The following is a 20,589-nucleotide window of genomic DNA, read 5'->3' on the forward strand; positions in this document are numbered from 1 at the left end:
GGGGGATTTTTTGTCGGAAATTCGCCATGAATTCGAAGATCACGATCCCAAGGCGGTCGTCCTCGTTGTAGAAGATGAGCTATTCGTCCGGCTGATGGCGATCGATGCGATCGAGGATGCGGGCTATGACGTGGTGGGCGTCGAGACCGGCGATGAGGCGCTCACCCTGCTCGACAGCCGCGACGACATCAGGCTGTTGTTCACCGACATCAAGATGCCGGGCAAGGTCGATGGCCTCGAACTTGCGGAACGCGTCCGGGAGCGCTGGCCCGCACTGCCAATCCTGCTGACCTCAGGCCATCTATATCAGGGCGACGCGAGCATGCCTGCCACGATACCTTTTCTCCAGAAGCCGTATCGCGCCGGCACTCTCATCGCTGAGATCGACCGGCTGAGCGCTTGATCGCAAAGCTCGAAAGCACGGACCCGCATCGCCATTCCGGACGTTAGGCCACATCATTGTTCGAGTGGTGTGTCGTGTCGCATGTATTGATTATCGAAGACGAACCGTTTGTCGCCATGCTCATTGAGGATGTGCTGCGCGCCCAAGGCGCATGCACCGTGGACATCGCCGCTTCGCAGTCTGAAGCGGTCGATGCCGCGCTTGCCCATCGTCCCGACCTGATAACCTCGGACGTTTGCCTGGCCGACGGGCGCGGTCCGATCGCAGTGCGGACAATTCATGACAAGCTGGGCCCGATCCCGGTCATCTTCATCACCGGCACGCCCGAGGAATGCGATCCCTGCGATCCTGAAGACATCATACTGTCCAAGCCGCTGGATCACGTCGCGATCGCCACCGCCTTTCGCCACTTTACCAGGCAACCGCAATGACGGACGGCCGGCATCTGGTGGCGCAGGTCCGCGAAGCCGCGGCGCGGCACAGCAGCAGTTGGGAAGCGCTCGTGCCATCGTCGTTCGAGGTGAACCTCGATGCCGAGGCGGCCGAGGAGGAAGCCTATGTTGAGATGGCGCTGGCGAAGCGCGCGCTGCGCGATCACATCTGCGACGTCTACGGCATCAGCATCCGCGAATTGAGCAGCCTGGCAATGCCCTGAGCGGCGCGGCTCGTCGTCCGATTCAGGAACTTAGCTTCACCTCGATGGTTTTCTGATCCGAGCCGAACGAGCCCCCCTCTACCCTCGGCTCAGGAGAGTGTGCGGACCCGCCGGACCGTGGCCGGCGGGTCTTCGCGCCAACTGGCAATTCCCATCCAAATCCGCTAGATAGCTAAAAGGGCACACCGCCGCGCATATCGGGGGCGGTCTGTGCTTGAGCGTGCCCCGCCCCGCCGTCCTCCAGGGCGGGGCGTCACGCTCCCTTCCAGAAGCCAGCATCGACCAGGGGGGTCATAGTGACAGGATCACCGCCCAGCGCGCGGACACGGGTCAAGCGCGTCAACGAACGCGCCGCCTACGACCGCGCGACGCTCGATGCCGTGCTGGATGCCGGGATGCCGGGATGCTGGGATGCTGGGATGCTGGGATGCTGGGATGCTGTGCCACGTAGGCTATATGTTCAATGGCTATCCGGTGGTGACACCGACCCCCTACTGGCGTGAAGGCGATGCGGTCTACTGGCACGGCTCAAGCGCGAGCCGCGCGTTGCGCGCCAGCCAGGACTCGACGTGTGCCTAACCGTCACCCATCTCGACGGCCTCGTCCTCGCGCGTTCGGCTTTCCACCATTCGGCCAATTATCGATCGGCAATGCTGTTCGGCACCGCCCGACTCGTGACCGGCGACGAGGAGAAGCTCGCTCGCCTCAAAGCGATGACGGAGAAACCACCCTCCTGAACCACGCGCGCGAACACGGCCATTTCGCCTGAACGTTCCATCAGGATGCGGGCCATTGATGAACTCCATTCACAGCTTTTTGTGATTTTGTGGAAATAGTTTCGTCGCCGCGCAAGCGCTAAATCAGCCCCCAGCCAAGGAGGACATCATGAACCTGCACCTGAACGATAAGACTGCACTCGTCACCGGTGGCACCGCCGGCATCGGTCTCGAAATCGCCCGCGGCCTTGCCGCCGAGGGTGCGACCGTCATCATCACCGGCCGCGACAAGGCGAAACTCGATGCCGCCGTTTCCGAGGTCGGCGGCGCGGCAAGTGGGTTGCTCGCCGATGCGGCGGCCGCCGAAGGCGCCGCCGCCATCGCCGCCGCCGCGCCTGTGATCGACATCCTAGTCAACAATCTCGGCGTCTATGAAAGCAAGGCGTTCGGCGACATCGCCGATGCCGACTGGGCTCGTCTGTTCGACGTCAACGTCATGAGCGGCGTTCGCCTGTCGCGAGCCTATCTGCCGGGGATGCTCGATCGCAACTGGGGCCGGATCATCTTCATCTCCAGCGAATCCGGCCTGATGATCCCATCCGACATGATCCATTATGGCATGACCAAGAGCGCGCAGCTGTCGGTCGCGCGTGGACTGGCCCAATTGACGCGTGGAACCAACGTCACCGTCAACTCGGTGCTACCCGGCCCGACCCGCGCCGCTGGAATCGTCGATTTCCTGCGCGGCCAGGCGAGCGACCCCGAAGCGCCGATCGAGCAGATTGAAGCCGAATTCTTCGCCACAGCCCGCGCCTCGTCCCTGGTCCAGCGCATGCTTGAGGCCGAAGAGGTGGCCAATCTCGTCACCTATGTCGCCAGCCCCCGGTCTTCGGCGACGAATGGCGCTGCGCTGCGGGCCGAGGGCGGCCTGGTCAATTTCATCGCCTGATCCGTGAGCGCCATGTGCGGTGGCGGCAATCATGCTATGCCGCGGCCATGGCTTCTCACCCGCTCGATCGCCCGATCTGGAATGCGCTCAACGGCCGCCATCGCGATCTTGCGCACGGCGGGCCGTTGGCGTGCCGTTACCTGCCCGACATCAGCCCCTTCGCGGCCGCCTGCGATGCCAGCCCGGAGAGCCAGGCCGCCCTAGCCCAACTCATCTCCCCAGATTGCATCGTGGCGCTGCTTGAGGCGGGCGAAATCGCGATACCTGAGGGAACCGTGCTGGAGAAGCGTGCGACGGGTGTTCAGATGGTTGCCCGAAATCTCCAGCCGGCGGAGATCGACGAGCGCGTCCGGCCACTCGGCGACGCCGACGCGCCGGATATGCTGGCGCTCGCCACGCTGACCGAACCCGGCCCCTTTCTTGCCAGTACGCATCGCTTCGGCGGCTTCATCGGCATCCGTGAAAATGGCCGGCTAGCCGCGATGGCGGGCGAACGGATCAAGCCCGATGGCTTCACCGAGGTAAGCGGGGTGTGCACCCATCCCGATTTTCGCGGCAAAGGCTATGCGGGGCTGCTGTCGCGCATTGTCGCTACCCGGATCGAGGCGCGTGGCGAGACGCCCTTTCTCCACGCCTATGCCGATAATACCGGCGCGATCCGACTTTACGAATCGCTCGGCTTCGCCATCCGCTGCGATGTCACGGTGCTCGTCCTGCGGGGTGCTTAATCACTTGGGCGTGAGCTTGAGCAGCCGTCCGCCTTCCTTGTCCTCGAGCAGATAAACCGCCCCGTCCGGCCCCTGGTCGACCGCGCGGATGCGCTTGCCCATGGCATATCGCGCCTCTTCCTGAGCACCGCCGCCACCAAGATCGACGAGGATCAGCGCCTCGCCCGACAGCGCACCAATCAGCGCCTTGCCATGCCAGTTGGGGAACAGCTTGCCTGAATAGATTAGCAGGCTCGACGGCGAGATCGCTGGATTCCAGCTCACCTTCGGCGCTTCATATTCGGCTTTTGTCGGATGATCCGGGATATCCCGGCCGTCATAATGACTGCCGTTCGACACGATCGGCCAGCCATAGTTGCGCGCGGGCAGGATCAGGTTGACCTCGTCGCCGCCCTTCGGCCCCATCTCGGCATCCCACAGCCGACCTTTCAGATCGAAGGCGAGGCCGAGCGGATTACGATGGCCATAGCTCCAGATCGCCGGGTCTCCGCCCTTGGCGGCCAGCGGATTGCCCGGCGCGGGCTTGCCATCGGCGGTAAGCCTGACGACCTTTCCGAGCACGCCGTCAAGTTCCTGCGCCGGCGTGAATTTCTGCCGCTCGCCCAGCGAAAAGAAAAGATGCCCATCCGGCGCGAAGGCGATCCGGCCGGCATAATGTCCGCCGCTGACCAACGGATGCGCCTTGTAGATCGTCGTCACCTCGTCGAGGCGCGCGCCCTTCAGGTTGCCGATCAGCTTGCCGCGCGCCAGCACGACGCCATTGGGCGAGCCCGGCGCCGAATAGCTGAAATAGACCAGCCGGTTCGCCGCGAAATCGGGATGCGCGACGACTTCGCCCAGCGCACCCTGCCCGCTCGAATCGACTTCGGGGATACCCCCGATGGCCACGCGCTGCTTGCCATCAGCCGACAGCAACAGCATCCGCCCTGCTTTCTCGGTCACAAGCATCCGGCCATCGGGCAGAAAGGCCAGCGCCCATGGGCTGTCGAAGGCGGCGAGCGCGCTGATCTCGAAGGGTTGCGGCGCAGCAGGGCGCGAGCCGGTGATCGGGGCCTGCGCCGCCGGTGCTACCGCCGCGCCGGACAGGGCAAGGAACGCACAAAGAGCATTGATGCGGTGCATGGCAATCGTCTCCTGATTCTTTGGCTAACCGAGCATGACCCAAAAGGTTTCCGCGCGCCGCAGCCGGGCGGCTTCTCAGAGCGGCTTGAGCCCGCTCAGCCTCGTAGTCGCTGGTTTTTCGCCGGGCAGAACGATGATCGCCATTCACGATCTGGCGAGAGCGCGATCTGCCTGTCCGTGAAGCCCGCACGTAGATCGCAGCCCATCTGTATTATTGGTACGATATTCACAAGCGAAGGCGGTCGATCGCCGGTCAGCGACCGGCCTCGCTCGCGCGCAGGTTTCTGGCGGCCTTCTTGTCCTCTTTCGGTGGTATCGTGGTGATCGTCGCGGCATATTCCGCGAAGAGCACCAGCACCCAGATCTCCACGCCGCGCCACGTCCCGCTGACGACGCCCGAAAAGACATCGAGCACCAGGAACGCCAGCGCCACCATGCGGAACCACATCATGCTGAAGGCGGGCATGTCGGCGCGCATCGACGCCGTGAACATCATGAAGATGCTGAACAGGCCGGCGATGATCTGCGACGTCAGCGACGTCGCGATGCGCAGCTGGTCGAGCGCAGTAATGAACCAGAACAGCCGCGAAACGGCATATTGGCTCTGCTTGGTGATCTGGCAAAGTTTGACGATCGGCGGGATAAACAGCGTCTTTCCCACCCAGACGTCGATATTGGTCATGCTCATCGATGGCGATATAGCAGTAGTTTCGTCTAACTCCACCGGCCTCGGCATCGGCGCGCCCTTCCCTTCGGCGTGAAATTTGCTAGCTTCGCCATCTGGGCGCGCGCGCCTGGTCGTGTAACGGGGTTGTAGCGTATGTTCAGATCACTCATCTTCGCGCTATCCGCGCTATGCGGCGTTGTCGCCATGCCTGCCGCCGCGGCCGTGCTTGTCTCCGTCGAATCCGCTGGCGCCACCGCGCCGACGGTGTCGGGCTATAATTTTTCAATCGCCAACCTCAACGGCGCTACCAATGGCCTGCCGACCGTCAGCTTCGCCGGATCGCCCATCACTGGCACGACCACCAGCGGCTTCGTCAACATCGCGGGCGCCAACATCTATGGCGGCGTCGGCGGCACCGGCAATTACGGTTCCGTCAACGGTGACCCGGCAACGATCCAGCTCTCGCAGAGCGTCAACTATTTCGGCCTGTGGGGCTCCGCGCTCGACGGCAACAATGCGGTCGCGCTGTATAACGACAACACCCTGCTCGGGACCTTCGCACTTCAGTCGGTGCTGCAGTCCTCCTCGGGCTTCAACAGCGGCTATTACGGCAATCCGTTCGCCAGCGGGAATAGCGGCGAGATGTACGCCTTCTTCAACTTCCGCAGCGACAGCGCCTTCAACCGCGTCCAGCTCGTCCAGAATGGCGGCGGCGGTTTCGAGTTCGACAATCTGACGATCGGCACTTCGGTGGTCAGCGCCGCGCCGGAGCCGGCGACCTGGGCGATGATGATGCTCGGTTTCGGCGCAATCGGATGGAGCCTGCGCAAGCGGAGCGCCGGGCAGATCGCCGGACGCCCCGCCTTCGCTCTAGCCTGACACCGCTTTCGTCCGCGCCTCGACCAGCCGCTCCATAACGGTCAGCGGCATCGCGCCGCTTTTTAGCACGTCATGGAAATAGCGCAGGTCGAACCGCGTGCCCAACTCCTTCCGGGCGTTGGCGCGCGCGCGGACCCACGCCATATGCCCAACTTTATATGAGCAGGCCTGCCCCGGCTGCGTGCAATAGCGCTCAACCTCGCGTTGCGAGCGCGGCCGGGCGAAACCTGTTGTATCGACCAGATAGCTGGTGGCCTTTTCCCGGTCCCATTTGCGGGTGTGGATGCCCGTGTCGACGACGAGCCGCGCAGCGCGGAACAGGAAGGACTGGAGGAAGCCGGCCCGCTCCAGCGGATCGGCATAGCCCTTCAGTTCGTCGGACAGTTGCTCGGCATAGAGCGCCCAGCCTTCGCTGTATGCGCCGAAGAAGCTGATCTTCCGCAACGTCGGAATATCCTTCGATTCCTGCGCAAGACTGATCTGGAGATGATGGCCCGGCACGCCCTCATGATAGGTCAGCGATGGCAGCGTATATTTCGGCCAGTCGGCAACATCCTTCAGGTTGATATAATAGATAGCTGGCCGTGAGCCATCGAGCGTCGCGCGCTTATAATAGCCGTTCGACGCGCCGTCCTGGATGTCCACCGGCACCGCGCGGATTTCGAGCGGCGCTGTAGGAATGTGCGAAAAGGCGGCGGGCAGTCTGGCATACATCGCCTTCACGCCCTCGTTGAGCGAGGCGATAAGCTGTGCCCGCCCCTCCGCACTGTTCGGATAGAGTTGCCGCGCATCGGCGTTCAGCGCGGTCAGCCGCTCGCCGATGCCGCCCTTGGTGAAGCCCTGCCCCTTCAGGATCATATCGAGCTCGGCTGAAATCTCGGCGACCTGGTCGAGACCCATCTTGTGGACCTCGTCGGGGGTGAAGCTCGTCGTCGTCGCCTGGGCGAGCGCCGCCGCATAGATCGCATCGCCCTGCGGCAAGCGCCACACGCCCGCGCCGGCCTGCGTCTTGCCGCGCAACTCCTTCATCAGCGCGATCTGCCGGTCGAGCGCTGGATAGACCTTGGTCGCGACCGTCTCGGCGGCGGGCGAGGCGAAATCGCCCTCGATCCCCTTGTCGCGCGCGCGGCGCACCAGCGATCCGACCAGCCCGCTATTACCGGCCGGCGCGTTGCGAAGTTTTTCGAGTTGTCCGATCGTCAGGTCGATCGAGAAATCGGGCGCGGTGAACCCCCGGGCGGATCGCGCCCGTTGCACCTCGCTATCCTGATCGAGCTGCGTCGCGAAGGCGTCGAGACGCGCGAGATAGGCGTCGCAATCCTCGAGAGTGGCGATGACATGCGCATCGTTCAGAAAATCGGGAGTGCTGAAATAGGACCCGCCCTGCTGAAAGATGCGATAGGGCCGGATCACGCTGTCGATGTCGAAACTCTCGGGCGCGACCGCCTGGTTGCGCAGCGAATAAAGGACGATCTCCCGATTCAGCGCTGCGGACGGGGAGAGCTTGGCCGCCGGGAAGGCTTCGAGCTGCGCGAGCCATGCCTTCGTGCGGGCGAGATCCTTGGCCGTGTCGGCAAGCCCCCGGCTATCGAGCTTGCTCTTGGCCGCGGCGCGATCGCCCTTGTCATAGCCGAGCTGCGTGCAGAATTGCGGACTGTTGTCCAGCGTGTCGGCGAAGATGCGATCGAACAAGAGGTTGAGCGCAGCGTCGTCTCTGGAGAGCGGAGCCGCTGGCTCGGCGCTGCCCGGCGCGGCCTGCAGGCCAGCCATCAGCGCGGCGGTGCCGGCGGAAGCGATGAAGGTACGGCGATCCATGATGTTCCCTTTCGGGTCGAGCGTGTCTGATGACATGACTGTAAGCGCTTCATGATCGCTTCCGCCAGAGCCCGCGCATCGATCGGGCGACTAGGCGATACGGCTGACCGATATAGCCTGCTCGACCATCTCCGCGGTGCCGAACACCGTCATGAAGGCTATGTCGGTCGCGTCGCGCCCCACGGCGATCCGCACCAGCCCATCGAGCGGTGCGAGCTCGGTCGGATCGACAAGATACCAATCGCCCGCCAGCCACACTTCCACTACCGCATGAAAATCCGGCGGGTCGAGCTGCCAGGCATAGGCCGACACCAGCCGCGCCGGCACGCCCGCCGCGCGCGCGAAACTCGCGAGCAGGTGGGCGAAATCGCGGCACACGCCCTGCCGCGATACGAACACGTCGACCGCGGTCGTCGACGCGTCGCTCGATCCCGAGCAATAGTCGAGATGCTCATGGATCCAGCGCGACATCGCCATGATCTTCGCGCCATGATTGTCGCCGGGAAACTCGCGCTCGACAAAAGCTTCGAAGCGGTCCGCCTCGCAATAGCGGCTCGGCCAGAGATATGGGATCACCTCAGGTGGCAATTCGCGACGGGGAGTGATGGTCAATTCGTCGATCGACGTTGTCCGGCGATCAACGTCGACCACCGCCTCGTACCGCGCGACGAATTCGCCGCTGGCGTGCATCCATGTGCGCCGCCCGATGCCGTCCTCGCCGTCGATCGCGCGCATCGGCCCGACGCCGTCAACGGTCAGCAGATCGCTGACCAGCGCCTGGTCCGGCAATTGCGCGACCTCGATCGTCAACAATACGTCGACAGGTTCCGCCATCCGGTATCGCAGGCTCGTGTCGATCTTCAGGCGCATATCGTCTTCATCCCCGCTGGCGTGGCTATCGGTAACGGTCCGCGGGCATTTGGTGTCCATGACCGAATCCCTGCGCACAAAGAAAGACCCGTATAGCGGGTTTTGCTGTCATGATGCGCACGACACGCTATCATCCCGCGGAAACCGGGAGAGCGAAGCATGACCATTGCAGCCATCTTGTTCGCAGCGATCGCGATACTGGCGATCATGTTCGTCTTCTCGGCGGTTCTCGTCGTCCGGCAGGGCTTCGAATATACCATTGAGCGCTTTGGTCGCTTCATCAAGACCGCGCAGCCCGGCTTCACACTGATCCTGCCCTTCATCGATCGCGTCGGCCGGCGGATCAACATGATGGAACAGGTGCTCGATATCCCCGGGCAGGAGATCATCACCAAGGACAACGCGATGGTCGCGGTGGACGGCGTCGTCTTCTTCCAGGTGCTCGACCCGGCGAAGGCCGCCTATGAGGTGTCCGATCTCTACCGCGCGCTGCTTCAGCTCACCACCACCAACCTGCGTACCGTGATGGGCTCGATGGATCTCGACGAGACCTTGTCGAAGCGTGACGAGATCAACGCCCGGCTGCTCAGCGTGGTCGATCACGCGACCGTCGCCTGGGGCGTCAAGCTTACCCGTGTGGAGCTGAAGGACATTCGTCCGCCCGCCGACATCGTCAACGCGATGGGCCGTCAGATGAAGGCCGAGCGCGAGAAGCGGGCGCTGATCCTCGAATCTGAGGGCCAGCGCGCCTCCGAGATCCTCAAGGCCGAGGGCCAGAAGCAAAGCCAGATCCTGCAGGCCGAAGGCCGCCGCGAAAGCGCCTTCCGCGACGCCGAGGCGCGCGAGCGCGCCGCCGAGGCCGAGGCGACCGCCACCCGTGTCGTGTCCGATGCGATCACGGGCGGCGAGGCGCTGGCGATCAACTATTTCGTAGCGCAGAAATATGTCGAGGCGGTCGGCAAGTTCGCCACCTCGCCAAATGCCAAGACGATCCTCTTCCCGGTCGAGGCGACCCAGCTGATCGGCACGCTCGGCGGCATCGGCGCGCTGGCGAAGGCTGCATTGGGCGATGACGGCTTCCCTGTAGCGCAACCGCCAGCCCGTACGAAGGCGGCGCCGCGCGCCAGCGTTAGCGTGCCAACCCAGCGCCCGGACGATCCGGCATGAGCGAGATCGCCGACCTGATCGATTTGCGCTGGGGCTGGTGGATCGCCGCCGTGATACTGGCGGCCGCCGAGATATTCGTCCCCGGCGTCTTCCTGATCTGGCTAGCGCTGGCGGCGCTCGTCACCGGCGGCGTCGCCTTGTTGTTCGATCCGCCGCTCGCGGTTGACCTTGCCATCTTCGCGGTCGTCGCGGTGGCTTCGATCTATGTCGGTGGCAATATCTATCGCCGCAACGCCGCGACGCCCGAACCTCTGCTCAACAATCGCGCAGCGCGGATGATCGGCATGCGCGTCACGATCTGCCAAGCGATTGTCGCGGGCCAGGGCCGCGCTACCGATGGCGACAGCTTCTGGTCCGCCAAGGGTCCCGACATGGCGGCAGGCGCAATCAGCACCGTGATCGCGGTGGAGGGAAATACACTGGTTGTGGAGCCGGCGGCCTGATCGTCCCAACGTGTCAGGACGATCAACTCAGGCGTGTCCCCTCTCGAAGATGGTGGAGAGATCGCTCTCCTTTATCGGTTCGAGAAATTGGCAGCCCGCCTCGAAATCCTTCGACCACATGATCTTCGCCCGGACCGTCCCGGTATTGGGTAGCTTCAGCGTGATCACGGTCGATGGCGGAAGATCGCAATAGACTTCCAGCCGCGCGCCGCGCGTGGTCATGTCGAGAATGCGGCACAGCGCCCGCTCCGGCATGCCACCCGTGCCGTAACGGCTGCGGATGTCTGCCGGGAGCCGCTCTTCACTGCGGCGCGAGCGCGTTACTACGGAAACTTCGGACGAAATCATCGGCGGTCCCTCAATTCAGACTAATGGCTAACACGGCGTTCATTACGTTATGGTAAAGGCCGCCTGAGAATGTGAGGATTTCATCGGTCGGTCAGGTCAGCGCGGCGAGGCCCAAAACCGCTGCCTCGATCCGCAGCGAAGCCTCTGTATCGGCAGCTATTTTCTGCCGCCGCGCGGCGATCAGCCGGTCGAGCCATAACGGTCCGAACTCGAAATGATGATCGATGCACAGGCTCTCGACCGCCTTGCGGACATCGCGTCCGCAATCGTCGAGAATCGCGAACCGCCGGTTAAGCGCACCCTCGAGTTGCGCGGCGCGCTCGATATCATGCTCCGTTGTCGACCGGACGATGCCCCGCCCCAGCATCTCACGATAAAGCCCGCCGCTCGGCGCAAGCTCGGCGTAATGCGACCAGTAGAGCTTGAAGAGGACGCGGCCGGCATCGCGCATAGCCTCCGCGCTGCGCGCCGGATGGGCGAGCAGGCCGGCTAGCCAGGCGCGGCCGATCGCATCGACCGCCTGGCCGTGATCGCCACTTCCGATCGCCTCGATCGCCTCCTCGGCCTTGCCCTGTTGCCAGAGCCGCGCCGCCTGAGGGTCCAGCGCACCCGCCCGCCGCGCCCGGTGCAGCCTCAACTCGGCAGTGCCCCTGTCGACGCGCTGCCGCGGGGTTGCGATCAGCCGTCCCGATTTGTCCCGCGCTCCCGCCTTGCGCTTCCTGCCCGCCCTCGCCATGTCGCCACCTCGCTTTCACAATTTAGTTGCACAATTATAGACAAGATTTACGGATACGGCATGACCCTTCCGTATGAACGCATGCGCATGCTGCGCGCCCGTTCGGGGCTGTCGATGCGCAGCTTCGCCAGCGGGCTCGGCAGTCCTCTCGACACCCGCTATGCCTATTATGAGGAGAAGCGCTTCACCGGGCCGCTCCCCATCGACGCCGCACGTCAGATCGCAACCGCGCTCCAGCCCTTCGGCGTCGAGCCGGCGGAAGTACTCGCCCTTGCGGGCTTGACCGCCGAGGAGCGGGACAGCGAGCTGTCGGCGATCATCCCCGCGTTCCAATATGTCCGTCTGGATGTCGCCCTCCCTAATGCAGACGCGTTGACGCGCATGTTCGAAACCATGTTGGAGAAGGATGTGCCGGCTGGTCAGCGAGACGCGCTTGCGCGAAATCTTGCTCTGCGCCTGCCAGCCGCGCTTCAGCGTGCATCAGTCTCGCCGCCCGTTCCAGTGCGGGATACAGCGCCACTTCCCGGCGCAGATGCTCGACCGCGCGCCAGGCGTCGTCCGCCTCGCCCGCCAGAATCGCGCATCTGATGTCACAGGCCGGGCATGCGATGTCGCACCCCGGAGAGGTTCGGTAGGCTGGTTTTCCCATGATCCGACTCGGCTAGATGTTCTCGTTATGTTCTAACGAGCATATCCTACAAGTCTAGGATTTTTCCTATCGGCGATTTGCGCGGCGCATTTGCCGTGCGCTTGGGTCAGCCCAGACGCGGGACTTCGCGAATGTTGCGATAGGGGGCGTCGGAAAGGGCTGGGGCTGCCGGAATGGCGGCGGTGGTCTGTGGTGCGTGCAGCGGCAAATAGGGCTGCTGCGGCTCATTAACGCTGACCGTTCTGATTTCGGCCGGGATCGGCGGCGCAAGCATCCATGACGGCGGCGCCATCTTCGGCTTTGGGGCGGCATCGACGAGCCGGAGAACCGGGCGCTGCTGCGCCTCGACCTCAGGATAGTCCGCCATGTTCAACATTGCGTTCGCCATGATGCCCGTCCACCGAATCAGCGGACCATCCCGCCTGCCCCGCCTCTCTGCGCCGATATGACGACCAAGAAAATAGGACTCACTCGGAAGTTACAATTGTTGACACGCAGCGGCATAACTCCCGAATTTTCTTGTTACATTTTGTCACAAGCGCAAATGGCAACCTCTGCTTAACCAAGATTCTGATTGACATTTATACAACTTTCTTGTATATGCTCCGGTCATTCAGGGAGTAGCGATGACCGCTTATCAGCCATCCGTCGGCCGATGCCGCCAGGTTAGGGAGATCGACGCGTTGATGCGCGCGCTCGGCAATCTGCGACACTGGGGCGACACCACCGCGACCCGCTGTGCCTATTCCGGGGATCAGGGCTGCCGGCTCTACGCGACCGCCGCACAACTGCGCGAGGAGGCATGGGCCGACAGCCTCGACGCCGCCTATCGCCTGTTTGAGATTGACGCGATCCACCACGCCTGGATCGAAATGAACGGACGTTCGGCATGAGCGAGCACGCGGACGCCGCAATCCTGCTCAGGGAGCTATTGGACGGAATAGCGCGGGCCGACGCGCTGGCGCAGAACCACGACCGGGCCCGCGCCGATCGGGAACACCATGCCGAAGCAGCCCAGCATGCCGATGAACTGGCCGAAGCCGGACGCCGCGCCGCCCTTGTCCTGATCGAAAGCGCTTTTCCGGGCGTCTGCTGGTCCATGATCGAGCGCGCCGCGCTATAAGGCGGTGATCCGTTCGCTCAGGCCGGCGTCACATCCCGGACGAGCCGCAGCACCTCATCGGCCAGCGCAACCGGACAGATCAGCACATCGGGCAGCCATGGATTAGGGCAATTATAGCGAAGCGGTGAGCCGTCGATGCGGGAGCAGTGCAGCCCTGCCGCCTGCGCGACCGCGACCGGCGCGCAATTGTCCCATTCATATTGCCCACCCGAATGCAGATAGATGTCGGCCTCACCGCGCACCACCGCCATCGCCTTGGCGCCCGCCGATCCCATCGGCACCAGTTCGGCGCTCAATTTCGCCGCGACCGCGACGGCCTCGGCGGCTGGCCGTGTGCGGCTGACCAGCATCCGCAACGTCGCGGGCGGCGGCGACAGGCTGATCGGATTGGCGGAGTTGAGCGTCAGTCCGAGCCCCGGCAGCGCCACCGCGCCGATGCTGGCCTTGCCACCCACCGCCAGCGCGACATGCACCGCCCAGTCGCTGCGGCCTTCGCCATATTCACGGGTCCCGTCGAGCGGATCGACGATCCAGACGCGCTCGACCTGACAGCGGGCCACGTCGTTGATCTCCTCTTCAGAGAGGATCGCGTCGGCGGGCCGCTCGCGGCGCAGCGTCTCCATGATGAAGGCGTTGGCGATCCGATCGCCCTCGCCGCCCAGCGCCTTGCCATCGAACTCTCCGCGCTCCCGCAGATCGAGCAACATCCGCCCGGCGGCATCGGCGATGTGGATCGCCAGTTCGGCGTCGTTCATCAACCTTCGCCCAGCAACTGTTCGATGATGATGTCGGCGGCTTGTTCGGGCGTCATCTTGGTGGTGTCGATGCAGATCTCGGGATGTTCGGGAGCCTCATAAGGGCTGTCGATCCCGGTAAAGTTCTTGAGCTCGCCAGCGCGAGCCTTCTTGTAGAGACCCTTAACGTCGCGCTTCTCGGCCTCGGCTAGGCTGGTGTCGATATGGACCTCGATGAACTCACCCGGCGCCATCATCGCGCGGACCATGTCGCGCTCGGCGCGGAACGGCGAAATGAAGGCGGTGATCACGATCAGGCCGGCGTCGGTCATCAGCTTGGCCACCTCACCCACCCGGCGGATATTCTCCACCCGGTCGGCATCGGTAAAGCCAAGATCCTTGTTGAGCCCGTGGCGGACATTGTCGCCGTCGAGCAGGAAGGCGTGGCGGTTCATCCGCGTCAGCTTCTTCTCGACGATGTTGGCAATGGTCGACTTGCCCGCGCCCGACAGTCCGGTCAGCCACAGCACGGCGGCTTTCTGGTTCTTGAGGTCGGCGCGCTTCTCACGGGTCGTGTCCATCGCCTGCCAATGGACATTCTGCGAACGGCGCAGGCTGAAGTGGATCATCCCCGCCGCCACGGTGGCGTTGGTGATCTTGTCGATCAGGATGAAGCCACCCAGCGTGCGATTGTCTGCATAGCTTTCGAACACCAGCGGCCGGTCGGTCGACAGATTAGCGACCCCGATGGCGTTCAACTCCAGCGTCTTCGCCGCCAGATGCTCCATCGTGTTGACATTAACCTGATATTTGGGCGCCTGGACCGAGGCGGTGACGGTCTGCGCACCGAGCTTCAGCCAATAGGGCCGCCCCGGCAGCATCGCTTCGTCGGACATCCACACGATCGTCGTCTCGAACTGGTCGGCGACCTGCGGCGGACTGTCGGCCAGCGCGATCACATCGCCGCGCGAGCAGTCGATCTCGTCGGCGAAGGTCAACGTCACCGACTGGCCGGCAACCGCTTGATTCAGATCGCCGCCGAGGGTGACGATCTGGCTGACCGTGCTGGTCTTGCCCGACGGCAGGACGCGAATGCTGTCGCCCGGACGCACGGTGCCCGCCGCGATCAGGCCGGAAAAGCCCCGGAAGTCGAGATTGGGGCGGTTGACCCACTGCACCGGCATAAGGAAAGGCTTCGCCTGATCCGAAATCTGGTCGACTTCGACCGTCTCCAGATGCTCCATCAGCGTGGGCCCCGTATACCAGGGCGTATTCTCGCTGAGCGCGGTGATGTTGTCGCCCTTGAAGCCGGAGATCGGCATCGGAGTGAAGGCGGTGATGCCGATCGAGTTCGCAAAGGCCGTATAATCCGCGACGATCTCGTCATAGCTGGCCTGATCATAACCGATCAGGTCCATCTTGTTGACCGCGAGCACCAGATTCCTGATCCCGATCAAGTGCGCCAGATAGCTGTGCCGCCGCGTCTGGGTCAGTACGCCCTTGCGCGCATCGATCAGGATCACGGCGAGATCGGCGGTGGACGCCCCCGTCACCATGTTGCGGGGATATTGCTCATGCCCCGGCGTATCGGCGACGATGAACTTGCGTTTCTCGGTCGAAAAGAAGCGATAGGCGACGTCGATCGTGATGCCCTGCTCGCGCTCGGCGGCGAGACCGTCGACCAGCAGCGCGAAGTCGATCTCCTGCCCCTGCGTGCCGACGCGCTTGCTGTCCGCCTCCAGCGCCGCCAGCTGATCCTCGAAGATCATCTTCGAATCATAAAGCAGACGGCCGATCAAGGTCGACTTGCCGTCATCGACCGATCCACAGGTGATGAAACGCAGCAGCGTCTTGTGCTGATGCTGGTTGAGATAGGCGTCGATATCCTGGGCGATCAGCTTATCGACCTGATAGGCGCTCTCGTTGTGCTGGAGGGTGTCGGTCATCAGAAATAGCCCTCCTGCTTCTTCTTCTCCATGCCGGCGCCGCCGGCATCCTTGTCAATCGCCCTGCCCTGCCGTTCCGAGGTGGTGGTGAGCAGCATCTCCTGAATGACCTCGCTCAAGGTCGCGGCCTCGCTCTCGACCGCACCGGTCAGCGGGTAGCAGCCCAGCGTCCTGAACCGGATCGAGCGGTCGACCGGCACTTCGCCCGGCTTCAGCGGGAAGCGATCGTCATCGACCATCAGCAGCATGCCGTCGCGCTCGACTGTCGGTCGCTTGGCCGCAAAGTAGAGCGGCACGATCGGCACGTCGTTCAGCTGGATATATTGCCAGATGTCGAGCTCGGTCCAGTTCGAGATCGGGAAGATGCGGATGCTCTCGCCCTTCGCCTTCTTCGCATTGTAGAGGTTCCAGAGCTCGGGCCGCTGGTTCTTCGGGTCCCAGCCATGGCTGGCGGTGCGGAAGGAGAATATCCGCTCCTTGGCGCGGCTCTTCTCCTCGTCGCGCCGCGCGCCGCCAAACGCCGCGTCGAAGCCGTACTTGTCGAGCGCCTGCTTCAACCCTTCCGTCTTCCACAGATCGGTATGCAGCGCGCCATGGTCAAACGGGTTGATCCCGCGCGCCTGCGCCTCAGGATTGTGATAGACCAGCAACTCCATGCCGCTCTCGCGCGCCATCCGGTCGCGCAGATCGTACATCGCCTGGAACTTCCAGGTCGTGTCGACATGCAGCAACGGGAACGGCGGCGGCGACGGATAAAAGGCCTTGCGCGCCAGATGCAGCATCACCGCCGAATCCTTGCCGACCGAATACAGCATCACCGGACGCTCGCACTCCGCCACCACCTCGCGAAGGATGTGAATGCTCTCGGCTTCCAGCCGCTGTAGGTGGGTCAGGTGATTTGCCATCATGCGGCAGTAGCCAAGCCCTGGGCCGCACGCCCCAAATTAAATGTTGGAAAGCGATAAGCAAATGTGCGGCCCGCCTGCCGGTCGCCCGGCCCCGCCAATATCCGGTAGCCCATTGCACAGGATTTTGCTTGTAAGCGGAATGGCAGCCTGCCCACCGCCGGCTGTGGCGCATCAGTATGCGACGGTCACCGCATGGGGCCGCTCGGCCTCACACTGAAAAGAATGAAGCATGGGGTCGGCTCCGGCAGGCGTGCGGGACAGCCTTACAGCTTCTCATTCTGACCCGGGATTTACAAAAAGACTGAGCCGCCGGAGAAGGGCTGGAGTCCCTCCTACCGGCGGCCCGTCTTGGCCTTCATGTTCAGGCTTCAGCGCGAAGCGAGCTTGATCTCGTTGCTCTGCGCCATTGCGACCTGGCCTTTGGCCGATTTCACCGCCTGGAGACGGCAGTTCGCGACCTGAATGCGGCTGCCGGCATCATCATGACCACAGGCAACGCGGGCGGCGCGGGCGATGCGGACCAGCAGTTCGGAAGCGCCGGCGTCGCTGGCGATGTCGAGGTCGCCATAAGCGACCGCAACCCGGACCGGTTCTGCGCGCAGGGGGGTCGCGGCTGCGACGGTGACGAAGGTGGCGGCCAGGGCGGCGCTACCGGCGATCATGTTCTTGAAGCTCTGCATTTTAAGTTCCCTTTCACGTGTGCGTTGTCGATACACACACCTCAGCAGGAACCGTGCCAAATGCCGTAAGCCCTAAAAATATGTGACTTTCGTTCAATTCGCCGAACAAGAAACACCACTTATCCGTAAAATATACTCAATGATGGCGGATTTTCCAATCACCGCCGCTTTAGTGCGGTAACTTCGATCTCGATCTTCATCTCCGCTTTGATCAATCCCACCACCAGCGCGGTCGCCGCGGGCCGTATCTCGCCAAAGGCTTCGTCTAGCACGGGGCCGACCTCATCCCAATAAGCGGCATCGGTGAAATAATAGGTGGCGCGCACGACATCGGTCATTGCAAAGCCAGCGCCCTCCAATGTGCGGCCGATCAAGGCCAGCGCATTGCGCGCCTGCTCCGCCGCGCTCTCGGGCATGACCCGTGTCTCGGGATCATAGCCGGTGGTGCCCGCGACAAAGGCCCAGTCGCCGTCGACCAGGGCCCGGCTGTACCCAACCTGCTTTTCGAAGGGTGAGCCTGAAGAGATCAGCGTGCGGGCCATCAGTCGTCCTCTTCATAGCGTATCGAAATCTTCGATGCGGCCTGCCGCGCCGCCTCGCGCGCCTGTTCGGCAGTGCCGTTTCGGGCCAGCGCCAGCGCGACACCCATCCGCCGGTTGGGACGCGTCACCGGCTTGCTGAACAGGCGTATGTCGGTTTCGACACCGCGAACCGGCATCAACGCCTCGGCTAAACCCTCGAAGCGGAAATCCTCGGCGTTGCGATCCGCCAGGATCACCGCGGACGCGGTCGCTCCGAGCAACTGAATATGCGGTATCGGCAAGCCGAGGATCGCGCGGGCGTGCAGGTCGAACTCGGTCAGGTTCTGCGACAGCAGCGTAACCATGCCGGTATCGTGCGGCCGGGGCGACAGTTCCGAGAAGATCACCTTCTCGCCTGCGACGAAGAACTCGACCCCGAACAGCCCGTACCCGCCGAGATTATCGACCACCTTGCGCGCCATGTCCTGCGCGGCGGTCAGCGCCTTCTTCGACATCGGCGTCGGTTGCCAGCTTTCCATATAATCGCCCCGCTCCTGACGGTGGCCGATCGGTTCGCAGAACAGCACTCCCTCGCGCGTCCGGATCGTCAGCAGCGTGATCTCATAGTCGAAGGCGACGAACGCCTCGACGATCACCCGCTGCCGGTCGCCGCGCATTCCCGACACCGCATAGTCCCACGCGGCATCGACCGCACCCTCGGCGGTGACGATGCTCTGGCCCTTGCCCGACGACGACATCACCGGCTTCACCACACAGGGAATGCCGACCTTGTCGACCGCCGCGCGCATGTCGTCGAGGCTCTCGGCGTAGAGGAATTTGGATGTGGTGAGCCCCAACTCACTCGCCGCGACATCCCGGATCCGATCGCGGTTCATCGTCAGCATCGTCGCGCGCGCCGATGGCACGATCGAGAAGCCGCGATCCTCATAATCCTTGAGCACCTCGGTGCGGATCGCCTCGACCTCGGGAACGACATGATCGGGCTTGTGCTTTTCGATCACCGCGGCGAGCGCATCGCCGTCGAGCATCGAGAATATCTCGGCCTCGTCCGCGACCTGCATCGCCGGGGCGCCCGCATAGGAATCACATGCGATGACATGCGCCCCGAGGCGCTTGGCTGCGATCACGAACTCGCGCCCCAATTCGCCCGAGCCAAGCAGCAATATCTTCGCGGTGGGGGTCATAGGGCATCTCCTTGGTCAGAGCGGATAGACAGGAATGCCGCCGAGGTGAAGCGGCGGACGCGGCGATTTCGGTCAAGGTCCACAAGTTCATTTTACGTCCACCGCGACTAAGCCTATGAAGGTGCGGGGTTTCGGGGAGCATACGGCCGGGTGCCGGTAGATCTGTTCATTTTCATGGTGCTGCTGCTGGTCAATGCCTTGATGGCGCTGGCCCTGCTGCTCGCCGCTCGCACTTTGGGCCAGCGGCGCATGGCGCATTTCCTCGCCGGCGCCTTCGGCCTCAACGTGCTGATGTACCTCTCCAATGCGATCTACACCTTCCTCTTCCCGGAAAATGTCTGGCTCGATCTGTTCGTCAGCGCGCTTGCCCTGACCCCGCCGATCCTCGCCACACTCGCCTATCGCCTGCGATCCGGCCTGCCGCTGCGCACGCGGCCGCTGTTCGTCAGCCAGGCGGCGGCGCTGCTCACCATCGCTCTGTTCACTTTCGCTATTCCCAATCGCGGCCTGTCCGGCGCGGTGGTGCCGCTTTATGCCGCGGCGGTCCTGCTTTTCGGCGTAACCGCGCTGTGGCGGCCAGGGCGCAAGCTCCGGCTGGGCGAGCGGCCGATAATCGTCACCGGGTTCGCGATGGCGTCGATCGAGATTGCCGGCGGGCTGGTGCTGGCGGCTATGGGCAATGGCAAGTCGGCGGTGCTCGATCAGGCCTATACGATCATCGTCTTCCTCGGCCTGCCGGCGATGACGGTCGCCGGTGGCGTTTTCTCGCTCTATCTGCTCGCCGGGGACCTCGCCGAACGGCTTCGGATTGCCGCCGACACCGACTCCCTCACCGGCGCTCCCAACCGTCGCGCGCTCGAAGCCGCCGGTACGCGCATGATGGCCGAGGCCCGTACCCTTCGCCGATCACTGACGATCGCGATATGCGACGTCGATCATTTCAAGCACATCAACGACGAATATGGCCACGACTGCGGCGACGAGGTGCTGTGCCGGCTGAGCGCGCTATTCCAGGAACGGTTGGCGGCCAACGACCATTTCGGCCGCTTTGGCGGGGAAGAGTTCGTGCTGTTCTTCCCCGGACAGGACAGCGAAGCCGCCCAGCGTGAGGTCGAGCAGCTCCGCAAGCGGATCATGGCGATGCCGATCGGGGACCGGCCGGACGCCCTGACAGCTAGCTTCGGGATCGCGAGCATGACGGCGGGTGACCAGATCCTCGCCGACCTTCTCAAGCGCGCGGACCAGGCGCTCTATGCCTCGAAGGAGGCCGGCCGAAACCGCACGACGGTTGATCCGCAATTCGAACCCGCGCTCTGATCCTTCGG

At 63.6% G+C, this 20,589-nt stretch carries 25 protein-coding genes and 1 pseudogene; 13 read left to right on the forward strand and 13 right to left on the reverse strand.

Annotation, left to right across the window (positions count from 1 at the left end; translation table 11 throughout):
• Positions 1–10 precede the first annotated feature (10 nt).
• The 6 genes and pseudogenes from WP12_RS01390 (at position 11) to WP12_RS01415 (ending at position 3,451) form a co-directional block, all read left to right on the forward strand.
• Complete coding sequence (locus WP12_RS01390; RefSeq protein WP_235398860.1) at positions 11–403, forward strand: response regulator; 393 nt, start codon at positions 11–13, stop codon at positions 401–403.
• A 74-nt stretch (positions 404–477) separates the two neighbouring features.
• On the forward strand, positions 478–834 hold the full coding sequence (locus WP12_RS01395; protein WP_052730146.1) for a response regulator: 357 nt from the start codon (positions 478–480) through the stop codon (positions 832–834).
• Positions 831–1,058: a hypothetical protein gene (locus WP12_RS01400; protein WP_046191956.1), complete on the forward strand. Its 228-nt coding sequence runs from the start codon at positions 831–833 to the stop codon at positions 1,056–1,058. Before WP12_RS01395 ends, WP12_RS01400 begins: the two co-directional genes overlap by 4 nt.
• 456 nt (positions 1,059–1,514) lie before the next feature.
• A pseudogene (locus tag WP12_RS25655) lies at positions 1,515–1,795 on the forward strand (pyridoxamine 5'-phosphate oxidase family protein).
• A gap of 148 nt (positions 1,796–1,943) precedes the next feature.
• Positions 1,944–2,723, forward strand: coding sequence for an SDR family NAD(P)-dependent oxidoreductase (locus WP12_RS01410; RefSeq protein WP_046191957.1), 780 nt, complete (start codon positions 1,944–1,946; stop codon positions 2,721–2,723).
• A 47-nt stretch (positions 2,724–2,770) separates the two neighbouring features.
• Positions 2,771–3,451 carry a GNAT family N-acetyltransferase gene (locus tag WP12_RS01415; protein WP_084690905.1) on the forward strand — a complete coding sequence of 227 codons (681 nt, stop codon included), beginning with the start codon at positions 2,771–2,773 and terminating at the stop codon, positions 3,449–3,451.
• Here WP12_RS01415 and WP12_RS01420 read toward each other — a convergent pair whose 3' ends face one another.
• Together WP12_RS01420 and WP12_RS01425 are read right to left on the reverse strand one after the other, a co-directional pair.
• A complete protein-coding gene (locus WP12_RS01420) occupies positions 3,452–4,573 on the reverse strand; it encodes a PQQ-dependent sugar dehydrogenase (protein ID WP_046191959.1) in 1,122 nt (373 codons plus the stop codon).
• A gap of 253 nt (positions 4,574–4,826) precedes the next feature.
• Positions 4,827–5,255, reverse strand: a complete 429-nt coding sequence (locus WP12_RS01425) for a hypothetical protein (protein WP_235398862.1) — start codon at positions 5,253–5,255, stop codon at positions 4,827–4,829.
• 138 nt (positions 5,256–5,393) lie between these two features.
• Between WP12_RS01425 and WP12_RS01430 the strand changes: the two genes are divergently transcribed.
• Entirely contained in the window at positions 5,394–6,119 is a 726-nt protein-coding gene (locus WP12_RS01430; protein ID WP_084690906.1) for an Npun_F0296 family exosortase-dependent surface protein, read from the forward strand.
• Here the strand turns inward: WP12_RS01430 and WP12_RS01435 are convergent.
• Together WP12_RS01435 and WP12_RS01440 are read right to left on the reverse strand one after the other, a co-directional pair.
• Positions 6,111–7,934: a DUF885 domain-containing protein gene (locus tag WP12_RS01435; protein ID WP_046192014.1), complete on the reverse strand. Its 1,824-nt coding sequence runs from the start codon at positions 7,932–7,934 to the stop codon at positions 6,111–6,113. The two genes, WP12_RS01430 and WP12_RS01435, sit on opposite strands and share 9 nt — an antisense overlap.
• Before the next feature lie 90 nt (positions 7,935–8,024).
• Complete coding sequence (locus WP12_RS01440) at positions 8,025–8,804, reverse strand: transglutaminase-like domain-containing protein (RefSeq protein ID WP_046192015.1); 780 nt, start codon at positions 8,802–8,804, stop codon at positions 8,025–8,027.
• Between the two features lie 207 nt (positions 8,805–9,011).
• Between WP12_RS01440 and WP12_RS01445 the strand changes: the two genes are divergently transcribed.
• Together WP12_RS01445 and WP12_RS01450 are read left to right on the forward strand one after the other, a co-directional pair.
• Positions 9,012–9,971, forward strand: a complete 960-nt coding sequence (locus WP12_RS01445; RefSeq protein WP_443027842.1) for an SPFH domain-containing protein — start codon at positions 9,012–9,014, stop codon at positions 9,969–9,971.
• Positions 9,968–10,414, forward strand: coding sequence for an NfeD family protein (locus WP12_RS01450; protein ID WP_046191963.1), 447 nt, complete (start codon positions 9,968–9,970; stop codon positions 10,412–10,414). The genes WP12_RS01445 and WP12_RS01450 overlap by 4 nt, the downstream gene beginning before the upstream one ends.
• Before the next feature lie 27 nt (positions 10,415–10,441).
• On the opposite strand, the gene WP12_RS01455 is transcribed toward WP12_RS01450, so the two are convergent.
• The gene (locus tag WP12_RS01455) at positions 10,442–10,762 is read right to left on the reverse strand and encodes a PilZ domain-containing protein (protein WP_084690907.1); all 321 of its coding nucleotides are present in this window, start codon (positions 10,760–10,762) and stop codon (positions 10,442–10,444) included.
• A 91-nt stretch (positions 10,763–10,853) separates the two neighbouring features.
• On the reverse strand, positions 10,854–11,498 hold the full coding sequence (locus WP12_RS01460) for a hypothetical protein (RefSeq protein WP_046191964.1): 645 nt from the start codon (positions 11,496–11,498) through the stop codon (positions 10,854–10,856).
• Positions 11,499–11,558: 60 nt separating this feature from the next.
• Here WP12_RS01460 and WP12_RS01465 point away from each other — a divergent pair, with 60 nt between their 5' ends.
• Positions 11,559–12,086 carry a hypothetical protein gene (locus WP12_RS01465; RefSeq protein ID WP_046191965.1) on the forward strand — a complete coding sequence of 176 codons (528 nt, stop codon included), beginning with the start codon at positions 11,559–11,561 and terminating at the stop codon, positions 12,084–12,086.
• A 167-nt stretch (positions 12,087–12,253) separates the two neighbouring features.
• Here WP12_RS01465 and WP12_RS01470 read toward each other — a convergent pair whose 3' ends face one another.
• A complete protein-coding gene (locus WP12_RS01470) occupies positions 12,254–12,535 on the reverse strand; it encodes a hypothetical protein (RefSeq protein WP_046191966.1) in 282 nt (93 codons plus the stop codon).
• Between the two features lie 238 nt (positions 12,536–12,773).
• Between WP12_RS01470 and WP12_RS01475 the strand changes: the two genes are divergently transcribed.
• Together WP12_RS01475 and WP12_RS01480 are read left to right on the forward strand one after the other, a co-directional pair.
• Positions 12,774–13,040: a hypothetical protein gene (locus WP12_RS01475; RefSeq protein WP_046191967.1), complete on the forward strand. Its 267-nt coding sequence runs from the start codon at positions 12,774–12,776 to the stop codon at positions 13,038–13,040.
• Positions 13,037–13,270, forward strand: a complete 234-nt coding sequence (locus WP12_RS01480) for a hypothetical protein (protein WP_046191968.1) — start codon at positions 13,037–13,039, stop codon at positions 13,268–13,270. The genes WP12_RS01475 and WP12_RS01480 overlap by 4 nt, the downstream gene beginning before the upstream one ends.
• Positions 13,271–13,287: 17 nt before the next feature.
• On the opposite strand, the gene WP12_RS01485 is transcribed toward WP12_RS01480, so the two are convergent.
• The 6 genes from WP12_RS01485 to purT form a co-directional block, all read right to left on the reverse strand.
• Positions 13,288–14,025, reverse strand: coding sequence for a 3'(2'),5'-bisphosphate nucleotidase CysQ (locus WP12_RS01485; RefSeq protein WP_046191969.1), 738 nt, complete (start codon positions 14,023–14,025; stop codon positions 13,288–13,290).
• Positions 14,025–15,950, reverse strand: coding sequence for a sulfate adenylyltransferase subunit CysN (gene cysN / locus WP12_RS01490; protein WP_046191970.1), 1,926 nt, complete (start codon positions 15,948–15,950; stop codon positions 14,025–14,027). The genes WP12_RS01485 and cysN overlap by 1 nt, the downstream gene beginning before the upstream one ends.
• Entirely contained in the window at positions 15,950–16,855 is a 906-nt protein-coding gene (gene cysD, locus WP12_RS01495; protein ID WP_046192017.1) for a sulfate adenylyltransferase subunit CysD, read from the reverse strand. Before cysD ends, cysN begins: the two co-directional genes overlap by 1 nt.
• Before the next feature lie 371 nt (positions 16,856–17,226).
• Positions 17,227–17,538 carry a UrcA family protein gene (locus WP12_RS01500; protein ID WP_046191971.1) on the reverse strand — a complete coding sequence of 104 codons (312 nt, stop codon included), beginning with the start codon at positions 17,536–17,538 and terminating at the stop codon, positions 17,227–17,229.
• Positions 17,539–17,696: 158 nt separating this feature from the next.
• A complete protein-coding gene (locus WP12_RS01505) occupies positions 17,697–18,080 on the reverse strand; it encodes a RidA family protein (protein WP_046191972.1) in 384 nt (127 codons plus the stop codon).
• Positions 18,080–19,264, reverse strand: a complete 1,185-nt coding sequence (purT, locus tag WP12_RS01510) for a formate-dependent phosphoribosylglycinamide formyltransferase (protein ID WP_046191973.1) — start codon at positions 19,262–19,264, stop codon at positions 18,080–18,082. Before purT ends, WP12_RS01505 begins: the two co-directional genes overlap by 1 nt.
• A 150-nt stretch (positions 19,265–19,414) precedes the next feature.
• Here purT and WP12_RS01515 point away from each other — a divergent pair, with 150 nt between their 5' ends.
• Entirely contained in the window at positions 19,415–20,581 is a 1,167-nt protein-coding gene (locus WP12_RS01515) for a GGDEF domain-containing protein (RefSeq protein ID WP_046191974.1), read from the forward strand.
• The last annotated feature ends 8 nt before the right edge of the window (positions 20,582–20,589 follow it).

Source organism: Sphingomonas sp. SRS2, assembly GCF_000971055.1.
Taxonomy (GTDB): domain Bacteria; phylum Pseudomonadota; class Alphaproteobacteria; order Sphingomonadales; family Sphingomonadaceae; genus Rhizorhabdus.